The 9,832-nt window shown below is 66.9% G+C and carries 8 protein-coding genes and 1 pseudogene; 7 read left to right on the forward strand and 2 right to left on the reverse strand.

Translation table 11 applies throughout. The annotated features are described in order from the left end of the window. Positions 1 to 76: 76 nt before the first annotated feature. From ACFYWY_RS37730 to ACFYWY_RS37760, 7 genes are all read left to right on the forward strand, one after another. Positions 77 to 1,654 carry a DUF6851 domain-containing protein gene (locus tag ACFYWY_RS37730; RefSeq protein WP_389195894.1) on the forward strand — a complete coding sequence of 526 codons (1,578 nt, stop codon included), beginning with the start codon at positions 77 to 79 and terminating at the stop codon, positions 1,652 to 1,654. 113 nt (positions 1,655 to 1,767) lie between these two features. After that, positions 1,768 to 3,342, forward strand: coding sequence for a DUF6851 domain-containing protein (locus ACFYWY_RS37735; RefSeq protein ID WP_389195897.1), 1,575 nt, complete (start codon positions 1,768 to 1,770; stop codon positions 3,340 to 3,342). Between the two features lie 578 nt (positions 3,343 to 3,920). Next, the gene (locus ACFYWY_RS37740) at positions 3,921 to 4,118 is read left to right on the forward strand and encodes a DegT/DnrJ/EryC1/StrS family aminotransferase (protein WP_389195900.1); all 198 of its coding nucleotides are present in this window, start codon (positions 3,921 to 3,923) and stop codon (positions 4,116 to 4,118) included. A gap of 4 nt (positions 4,119 to 4,122) precedes the next feature. Beyond that, on the forward strand, positions 4,123 to 4,266 hold the full coding sequence (locus ACFYWY_RS37745) for a hypothetical protein (protein ID WP_389195903.1): 144 nt from the start codon (positions 4,123 to 4,125) through the stop codon (positions 4,264 to 4,266). Positions 4,267 to 4,364: 98 nt separating this feature from the next. After that, positions 4,365 to 5,396, forward strand: a complete 1,032-nt coding sequence (locus ACFYWY_RS37750) for a methyltransferase (RefSeq protein WP_389195915.1) — start codon at positions 4,365 to 4,367, stop codon at positions 5,394 to 5,396. 317 nt (positions 5,397 to 5,713) lie between these two features. Next, positions 5,714 to 7,267 carry an MFS transporter gene (locus tag ACFYWY_RS37755; protein ID WP_389195906.1) on the forward strand — a complete coding sequence of 518 codons (1,554 nt, stop codon included), beginning with the start codon at positions 5,714 to 5,716 and terminating at the stop codon, positions 7,265 to 7,267. Next, complete coding sequence (locus tag ACFYWY_RS37760; RefSeq protein ID WP_389195909.1) at positions 7,264 to 7,935, forward strand: TetR/AcrR family transcriptional regulator; 672 nt, start codon at positions 7,264 to 7,266, stop codon at positions 7,933 to 7,935. The genes ACFYWY_RS37755 and ACFYWY_RS37760 overlap by 4 nt, the downstream gene beginning before the upstream one ends. An 81-nt stretch (positions 7,936 to 8,016) precedes the next feature. Here ACFYWY_RS37760 and ACFYWY_RS37765 read toward each other — a convergent pair. Next, a pseudogene (locus ACFYWY_RS37765) lies at positions 8,017 to 8,106 on the reverse strand (hypothetical protein); the annotation flags it as partial. 93 nt (positions 8,107 to 8,199) lie between these two features. Then, entirely contained in the window at positions 8,200 to 9,780 is a 1,581-nt protein-coding gene (locus ACFYWY_RS37770) for a DUF6851 domain-containing protein (protein ID WP_389195912.1), read from the reverse strand. Between the last annotated feature and the right edge of the window lie 52 nt (positions 9,781 to 9,832).

Raw genomic sequence — 9,832 nt, forward strand, 5'->3', positions numbered from 1 at the left:
CGGCACGGCACGGCACGGCACGGCCAACGTGCCGTCGATCTCTCATTCCCCACTCAAAAAGGACAGGAATTCACTCATGACGACGTCCGGACTTTCTCCCGTCTCAGACTTCGGCCTGGGCCGCAGGTCGCTGCTGTTCGGCGGGCTCGGCGGTGCCGCGACCCTGGCGGTGAGCGGGCTGGCTTTCTCCGGCACGGCCGCCGCGGCCGAGGGCGCCGAGCCGGTTGCGATCGATTTCGACTTCGACACCGACAATTTCATCGAGTGGGCGCAGCCCAGCGACGACATGGCCGGCAAGTCGCCCAACGGGGACCTGTTCGGTCCGATGGACGTGACCGTTTTCCTGTGGATCAACCGCCTCACGGCGCTCGCGGCGTTCGACGCGCTGGCGCCGTACCACGAGACCGCGGCCGGCATCTACTCGCGGATCCCGCGCCGTCCCTCCGGTGAGTCGACCACGAACCGGAACATGAACATCGCCGCCATCCACGCCACGTACCAGATCTGGAAGCGGGTTCTGCCGTCGAAGATGGCGAACACGCGGGCCATGATGACCGCGATGGGTCTGAACCCCGACGACAATTCGGAGAACCTGACCAGCCCGGTCGGCATCGCCAACGTGGCCGCCAAGGCCGTGTGGGAGGGCCTGAAGAACGACGGCATGAACTTCCTCGGCTACGAGGGGGGCCGCAAGTACAACCCCCGCCCCTGGTCGGACTACACCGGCTACGAGCCCGTGAACACCGCCTTCGAGCTGACCAACCCCTCGCGCTGGCAGCCGCAGCTGGGCCCGCACAACGGGCGCCGGCTCGGCGGTGGCAACGGTGACACGGGCATCTACGTCGCCCAGCACATGGTCACTCCGCACCTGCGCAAGGTGAAGGCCCACATCTTCAAGGACCCGTCCCGGTTCCGTCTCGCCCCGCCCACGCACGTCGACCACACCCGGCCGCGGGACTACAAGCGCTCGGTGGACGAGATCCTCGCTGCGTCGGCGAACCTCACCGACCGGCAGAAGTTGCTCGCCGAGGTCATGGACAACAAGGTCTGGGGCATCGGCCACTCGGCGATCGTCATGGCCCGCAGTCACACCCGCGAGCTGGGCATGCACGGGTGGATCCACTACATGCTGGAGCACATCCTGGCGACGTTCGAGCCGGCGATCGTCGCCTGGCACCACAAGATCGTCTACGACGCCGCGCGGCCGTTCACCGCCGTCCGGCACGTGTACGGCAACCGCAAGGTGACCGCCTGGGGCGGCCCCGGCAAGGGCACGGTCAACGACATCCGCGCCTCCGAGTGGGCCAGCTACCTGGGCGTCAGCGACCACTCGGAGTACCCGTCGGGCTCCACGACGCTGGCCGCCTCGTCGGCGCAGTCCGCGCGCCGCTACTTCGGCACCGACACCCTGGACTGGAAGTTCAAGATCGCCGCCGGCAAGTCGCTGGTGGAGCCGGGGATCAGCCCGCACCGCGACCTGCCGCTGCACATCCGTACCTGGAGCGAGTTCGCGCGGATCTGTGCCGACAGCCGGGTGTGGGGCGGTGTCCACTTCCAGAAGACCGTCAACCGGTCCCTGGAGCTCGGTGAGCAGTTCGGCGACCTGGCCCACGAGTTCGTCCAGCGCTACGTCAAGGGCAACGTCAAGGGCTGATCCCTTCCCCACCGCGGCGGCGGGCACCCCTCGCCCGCCGCCGCGCTCGCCCTGGTCGGTCGCATCCTCTCCCTCACCCGCGCAGCATCCTCTTCAAAGGGCAAGGAACAGTCATGACGACGTCCGGACTTTCTCCCGTCTCCGGCTTCGGCCTGGGCCGCAGATCGCTGCTGGTCGGCGGTGCCTCGGCCATGGCGCTGTCCACGCTGGCCTTCTCCCGCACGGCCGGTGCTGCCACCAGCGGGAAGGCAGCCAAGATCGACCTCGACCTGGACAAGGACAACTACATCAAGTGGGCCCAGCCCAACGAAGCGCAGGCCGGTCAGGAGGGCAGGCTGGCGTTCATTGGACCGATGGACGCGACCGTCTTCCTGTGGACGAGCCGCGTGGCGATGCTGGCGGTGTTCGACGCGCTGGCGCCGTACCACGAGACCGCGGCCGGCATCTACTCGCGGATCCCGCGCCGCCCCGCCGGCGAGTCCGCCACCAACCGGAACATGAACATCGCCGTCATCTACGCCCAGCTCGCCATCTGGAAGCGCATGCTGCCGCATGACACGGGGGGCGTGCGGCAGCTGATGGTCGAGCTCGGCCTGAACCCCGACGACGAGTCGGAGGACCTGACCAGCCCGGTCGGCATCGGCAACGTGGCCGCCAAGTCGGTCTGGAAGGTCCTGAAGAACGACGGCATGAACGCCCTCGGCAACGAGGGCGGCCGCAAGTACAACCCCAGGCCCTGGTCGGACTACACCGGCTACGAGCCCGTGAACACGCCCTACAAGCTGGTCAACCCCTCGCGCTGGCAGCCGCAGCTGGGCCCCCACAACGGCCGTCGTGTCGGCGGCGGCCCGGGGGACACGGGCATCTTCGTCTCCCAGCACTTCGTGACCCCGCAGATCCGGCTGGTCAAGCCCCACATCTTCAAGGACCCGGCCAAGTACCAGCTCGCCGCGCCCACGCACAGCGACCACACCAACGTCCGCGCCTACAAACGTTCGGTGGACGAGATCATCGAGGCGTCGGCCGCGCTCACCGACGAGCGCAAGGCGCTCGCCGAGATCATGGACAACAAGCTGTGGGGGATCGGCCACTCGTCCATCATCATCGCCCGGCACCACGACCAGAACGACGAACTGGGCGTGCACGGCTGGGCTCAGTGGTTGCTCCAGCACCTCCTGGCGACGTTCGACACGCTGATCGCCGCCTGGCACCAGAAGGCCAGGTACGACTCCGTGCGGCCGTTCAGCGCGGTCCGGCACGTGTACGGCAGCAGCAAACTGACGGCCTGGGGTGGCCCCGGCAAGGGCACGGTCAACGACATCCGCGCCTCCGAGTGGGCCAGTTACCTGCCCGTGAGCGACCACCCGGAGTACCCGTCGGGCTCCACGACGATCTGTGCCGCCGGGTCGCAGACGGCGCGGCGCTACTTCGGCTCCGACGACCTGGACTGGACGATCGACTTCCCGGCCGGCTCGTCGCTGGTGGAGCCGGGGATCGGCCCCGCCAAGGACCTCAAGCTGCACTTCTCCACCTTCACCGAGCTCGACAAGGCGTGTGCCAGGAGCCGGGTGGATGGCGGCGTCCACTTCAAGAAGACGGTCGAGAGGTCCCTGGACTTGGGTAAGCAGTTCGGCGACCTGGCCCACGAGTTCGTCCAGCGGCAAGTCAAGGGCAACGTCAAGAACTGACGGTCCTGCCGCAGCAGGAAGGGCCCCCGGCACTCGTGTCGAGTGCCGGGGGCCCCTTTTCACGCACGGCCTGCCGGCCCGGCCAGTCCGGACAACGAGGAGTACCTGTCCGGGTCGCCGGGCGCGATTCCATGTGGGGTGACTTACGTCACATTGAGGCGCTCTTGGCGCGGAAGTGCCACCCGTGTCACTATTTCTGCGGAACACCCTGCCCAAAAGTTGCTATGAGGCAGTGGATTGAGTGTCGCATCCGCCGGTCTGTACAGGCGAGACCGATTCCATGCCCGGCACAGCGCCAATTCCCTTGTATATGCAACCACCCGCGTGCCGTGGCGCTTTGCGCCGACAGCCCAAAAGTCGCGGCATGTGACGGCGCCCTGCCGGCCTGACGGCCCTGACCGAGCACGGCAATATCCCCAGTGCAGTGGTGCTTGACGCGGCGGGAAGTGACGTGCCGCGGAACGTCGGTTGATACCGGCGAAGTGCATCGATGCCCCTCCCCTTGAGTGAGATTTTGTACGGCGTTACGGCGTCGGCGGCACGGTCACGGTGAGCAACTGCGGCGCCGCGCTCTGGCCATGCTCGCGCTCGGCGTCAAGCCGGGCGACGAAGTGACCGTCGCCGACTACACGTTCCCGGCACTCGCCCATGCGGTGCGATACGTCGGCGCCGTCCCGGTCTTCGCAGGGGCGACTCCTCGCGCTGATGCGGAAGAAGGAGACCGTCGCGATCAAAGCACTGGCCGGGATCCGTTGAGGCGCTGCCCAACTCGCTGACGGAGTGGGAGGGCCTGGCCAAGAATTCCCCCAGCTCGCCGACCCGATGCAGATCCCGCAGGCCGAACTGCCGCGGGCCGCCACGCTGAAGGTGCAGCGCATCGCGCTGGCCAGTTGGCTCGAGAAGCAGACGGAGGAGCGGGCGTGACCCGTGATCAGCCAATCGCCACGGCAGTGGAATCAGCCGACTCGAAAGGGGCTAATACCTTGACACCGGAAGCCACGTTCGCACGATTTCGCGAATACATGGTGGGACCCTCGCGGTTCATGAGCCTGCTGTCCTGTTTTGAGCTCGGCATCATCGACAGGCTCCGGGACACCCCGGGCATGACCGCGGCCGAGCTCGGCGACGCCGTCGGTGCCAAGCCGGATGCTGTGGAACAGCTCCTGTTGCTGCTGGTCAAGGAGAGCTTCGTCGCATGCGACGAGGAATCCGGTGGCTACTCCCTCGACGCGCTCGCGGGCATCGCCGAGAACGACCTCCGGCAAGTGCTCGCCCGCATGGACATGATCAAAGTTGTCACGCTCAGGCAGCTGTTCTATCTCACCGACAGCGTGCGGACCGGCACCACCGTCGGCCTGAACAAGCTCTATGGATTTGAAGGAAACCTGTACGGCGCATTGGCCGAGCACAGGGACCTGCGCGAGCCCTGGGCACGGTTGATGAACGGCGAGACCGCCCACATCGATCCCTGGTTCTTCGACAACATCGACGTACCACCTGGTTCGCAGGTGCTCGATCTCGCCGGAAACACTGGTCTCGGGGCCATTCATACATACAAGCTGAAGGCGTCGCCTGGGCTCCGGGTGACAACCTTCGACTTGCCCGAGAAGGAAAATGAATGCCTGGAGAACTTCCGGACCCATGGCGTGGACGAACACTGCTCATTCATAGGCGGTGACGTCTTCGAAGAAGTGCCCGAAGGTTTCGACGTTGTGCTGATCAAGCACTTCTTGCCCATGTTCGACAAGAGTGATGTCTTCAAGATCCTCGAAGGCGTCAATCGGTCGCTGGACATCGGTGGGCAGGTCCATCTCCTGGTACCGGTGTTCCCCGAGAACATCAAGGACTCCGACAACTACACCGTTGACTTCTTCCCGTCCTTCTTCATCGGCTGCGCCATGGGGCAGGGCGGGGCGCAGAAGATGTCGACGTGGCAGAGCTGGCTGGAAGAATGCGGGTTCAGAGTCACAAAGGCCATTGCCGAGAATCCCGCCGAAATGCTGCCGCACGCCCTCCCCGTCGAGGCCGTCCTGTCCGCGACGAAGATCGAGTGACCAGCTGAGTCCGCGCCCCCGAAACGCCGCCGCGGAGAACGAGAGCGGGCCGGGCGGTCGAGGCCGGCGAGGAGATGATCTTCTTCGGCAAGGTCCCTAATCAGTCCGCGCTTGGCGCCTCCCGCCTGGCGACCCCGACACCCTGCACCACGTCCGTGTCGAACGGTGGCCTCCGCTTGATCCTGTGCTCCGTCACAGAAGTGCGGGATCAAACGGAGGCCGTTGTCGTGAGTGGCGTCGGCGGAGCTGCCCTGGGGTGCGAGCCGGGGCCTGCGAAGCCCTATCCACTCTCAAGTGACAGCTGCTACCATTTGCCTATGGCTGTCAAAAATCGCTGGTTGGCGCTGATCGGTCTGACGATCAGCGTCCTCGTCATCGGATTCGATACGACGATCCTGAACGTCGCCCTCCCCACCCTGGCCGCCGACACCGGCGCCTCCACGGGCGAGCTGCAGTGGATCGTCGACTCCTACGCCGTCGTCTTCGCCGCCGCGATGCTCCCCGCGGGCTTCCTCGGCGACCGCTTCGGCCGGCGCAAGCTGCTGATCCTCGGGCTCGTGATCTTCCTCGGCGGTTCCATCGTCGGAACGCTCGTGGAAACCCCGGGCGCGCTCATCGGGGCCCGTACGGTCATGGGCCTCGGCGCCGCGCTGATCATGCCGCTCACGCTGTCCATCATCCCGACCCTCTTCAAGGGCGAGGATCAGACCAAGGCGATCGCGATCATCACCGTAGGTGTCTCGATCGGCCTGCCGCTCGGACCCCTGATCAGCGGCTGGCTGCTTGATCACTTCTGGTGGGGCTCGGTCTTCGTCATCAACATCCCGCTGGTCGCCATCGGCATCCTCGCCTGCGTCCTGCTGGTCCCCGAGACCAAGGACCCGTCGTCCCCCAGGGTCGACATCATCAGCACGGTGCTGGGCATCGTCGGTCTCGGCGCCCTCGTCTACGGCGTCATCGAAGGGCCCGCCGAGGGATGGGGTGACCCGGTCATCCTCGCCTCGTTGATCGGCGGTGCGCTGATGCTCGTCGGCCTCGTGCGGCGCGAGCAGCGCCGGTCCCGCCCGATGGTGGACCTGGAGCTGTTGCGGAACCCGACCTTCCGCTGGAACACGGTCTTCCTCATCCTCGGCATGTTCGTGTTCATGGGCCTGATGTTCGTGCTGCCGCAGTACCTCCAGGTCATCCAGGGCCACGACGCCTTCGGCACCGGCGTGCGCCTGATGCCGCTCATGGTCGGCATGATCGTCGTCGCCAAGATCGTGCCGCCGCTGACCATCAAGCTCGGCACCCGGCCGCTGGTGGTCGCGGGCCTGGCCATCATGTCCCTGGCGATGTTCCTCGGCAGCACCACGGACACCGACACCGGCTACGGCTTCACCGTGCTGTGGATGACCCTCACCGGCCTGGGCGTGAGCCTCGTGATGGTGCCGGCCCTGGACACCGCCCTCGCGGTGCTGCCCAAGGGCAAGGAGGGCACCGGCACCGGCCTGAACACCACCCTGCGCCAGGTCGGCGGCGCCATCGGCATCGCCCTGCTGGGCAGTGTGCTCAACGCCGTGTTCACCGACCGGGTCGACACCAGCGGGGTGCCGCCCGAGGCGGCCGAGGCCGCCGAGGAGTCCGTGGTGGCCGCACAGACGGTCGCCGCACAGCTCAACCTGCCTCAGCTCGCCGAGTCCGCCGAGTCCGCCTTCGTCCACGGCATGAGCACGGTGCTGCTGGTCTGCGGCATCGCCGGCGTCGTCGCGGCCGCCCTCGCCGCCTTCAAGCTGCCGGAGAGCCGGGAGACCAAGAAGACCGAGGAGGAGGCAGAAGAGCAGCCTCTGCCCGAGGCGCGGTCCGGCATGGCCGATGGTGCGCGACAATGAGTCCTATGCCCTCTGCAACGACCAGCGCACCGGTGTCGGCGATCGCAGGCGCCGAAGCCGGCCTCGGCCTGCGCGAACGCAAGAAACTGCGCACCCGCCAGGCGATCCGTGAGGCGGCCCGTCGGCTGATCGATGAGCGAGGGTACGACAACACCACCATCGAGCAGATCGCCGCGGCGGCCGAGGTCTCGCCGAGCACCGTCTTCCGCTACTTCCCCAGCAAGGAGCACATCGTCCTGACGGACGACTACGCCAAGGTCAGCATGGCCTTCCTGCGCGAGCGCCCTGCGGACGAGCCGCCGCTGGCCGCCCTGCGGGCGGTGGTGACCGAGATGGTGCGTAGGCTCGCCGAGGACTTCAGCGAGGAGTACCGGTGGCGGCGGGAGCTCGTGCGCCAGGTGCCCGCGATACGGGCCCTGGTGGGCGAGGCCCAGGACAGGTGGGTCGAGTCCGTGAGCGAGGTGTTCGCCGAACGGGCAGGCCTGCCCGCGGACAACCTCGAGCTCCGCGTCCTGGTCGGCGCCGTGTTGGGCGCCTTCCACCAGGTGCTGTGGGGAGACCACAGCGAGGACACCGGCCTGGTGGAGATGATCGAACGGGCCCTGGCGGTGCTGGAGCATCCCGACGCCGTCGGGCGCCCGGCGGACACCAGGCCGAGCACCGTGTGACGCTTCCCGGCCGTGGGTGAAAAGGGGCCCCCGGCACTCGACAGCGAGTGCCGGGGGCCCCTTTCTGCTGCGGCAGGGTCGTCAGTTCTTGACGTTGCCCTTGACTTGCCGCTGGACGAACTCGTGGGCCAGGTCGCCGAACTGCTTCCCGAAGTCCAGGGACCTTCTCGACCGTCGGGTGGGCTCCGGCCTCGCCGGTGGCCTGAGGGATGAGGCAAGAGCGCGGCGGCGGGCTGCGGTGCCCGCCGCCGCGGTTAAGAAGGGTCAGTCCTTTACCTCGCCCCTGATGTACCGCTCCACGTACTCGTGGGCCATGTCGCCGAACTGCGTACCGAATTCGATGGACCTGTCGATCGACTTCTGGAAATGGACCCCGCCCCACACCCGGCTCCTGCCACAGGTCCTGGTGAAGTCGGTCCAGGTGGGAAAGTGCAGCTCGAGGTCCTTGCCGGGAGCGAGCCCCGGCTCCACCAGCGACGTGCCGGCAGGGAACTTGATCGTCCAGTCCAGGGTGTCGGTGCCGAAGTAGCGCCGCGACACCTGCGACGTAGCGGAGCAGAGCGTCGTGGAGCCCGACGGGTACTCCGGGTGGTCGCTCACGTTCAGGTAGGCGGCCCACTGGTCGGCGGGCATGTCGTTGACCGTCCCCTTGCCGGGTCCGCCCCAGGCGGTCAACTTGCGGCGGCCGTACACGTGCCGGATCACGGTGACCGGCCGCGCGGCGTCGTACTTGACCTTCTGGTCCCAGGCGGCGATCAGTGGATCGAACGTCGCCAGGATGTGCGCGAGCATCCAATGAATCCAGCCGTGCACGCCCATGTGGTCGTCCTGGTCGTGCTTTCGGCCTATGACTGCGGACGAGTGGCCGATGCCCCACAGCTTGTTGTCCATGATCTCCGCGAGCGCCTTCTGCTCGTCGGTGAGCGCGGCCGACGCCTCCAGGATCTCGTCCGCCGAGCGCTTGAAGGCGCGGGGGTTGGTGTGGTCGATGTGCGCGGGCGGGGGGAGGTGGAACTGGCCCGGGTGCTTGAAGATGTGGGGTTTGACCCGCCGTATCTGCGGGGTGACCATGTGCTGGGCGACGTAGATGCCCGTGTCACCCGGCCCTCCGCCGAGGCGGCGGCCGTTGTGGGCGTGCAGTTGCGGCTGCCAGCGCGAGGGGTTGGTCACCTTGAAGGCACTGTTCACGGGCTCGTAGCCGGTGTAGTCCGCCCAGGGGCGGGGGTTGTACTTGCGGCCGCCCTCGTCGCCGAGGAAGTTCATGCCGTCCCGCTTGAGGGCCTTGAAGACGGCCTTGGCGGCTATGTTGCCGATACCGATCGGACTGGTCGGATTCTCCGACTCGTCGTCGGGGTCCAAGCCGAGCGCGGTCATCATTTCCCGGAACTGCCCCACGTGCTGCGGCACTACCTCCTTCCGTATTCCGAACTGGGCGTAGATGACGGCGATGTTCAGGTTCCGGTTGGTGGCGGACTCGCCGGCGGGGCGGCGCGGGATCCGCGAGTAGATGCCGACCGCGGTCTCGTGGTAAGGCGCCAGCGCGTCGAACGCCGCAAGCATCGTCAAGCGGTTGCCCCAGAGGAAAACGCTCACGTCCATGGGGCCGATGAATTCCAGGGTGGGAACCGCACCGTTGCTTTCGTCGGCGGGCTGTACCCACTTGGGGTAGTTGTCCTTGTCGAGGTCGAAATCGATCTTGAGCGGCTTGCCGCCGGCGGCGGCGGCCTTGCCGGAGAAAGCCAGCGTGCTCAGCGCCGCGACCGAGGCACCGCCGAGCCCACCGAGCAGCAGCGATCTGCGCCGCGGTGAGAAGTCTGAGACGGGAGAAAGTCCGGACGTCGTCATGGTTGTGTTCCTTTTTTGGGGAATGGGAGATCGATGACCGTTTGTCGTGGGC

The sequence above is a fragment of the Streptomyces sp. NPDC002870 genome (assembly GCF_042888505.1).
Lineage (GTDB): Bacteria > Actinomycetota > Actinomycetes > Streptomycetales > Streptomycetaceae > Streptomyces.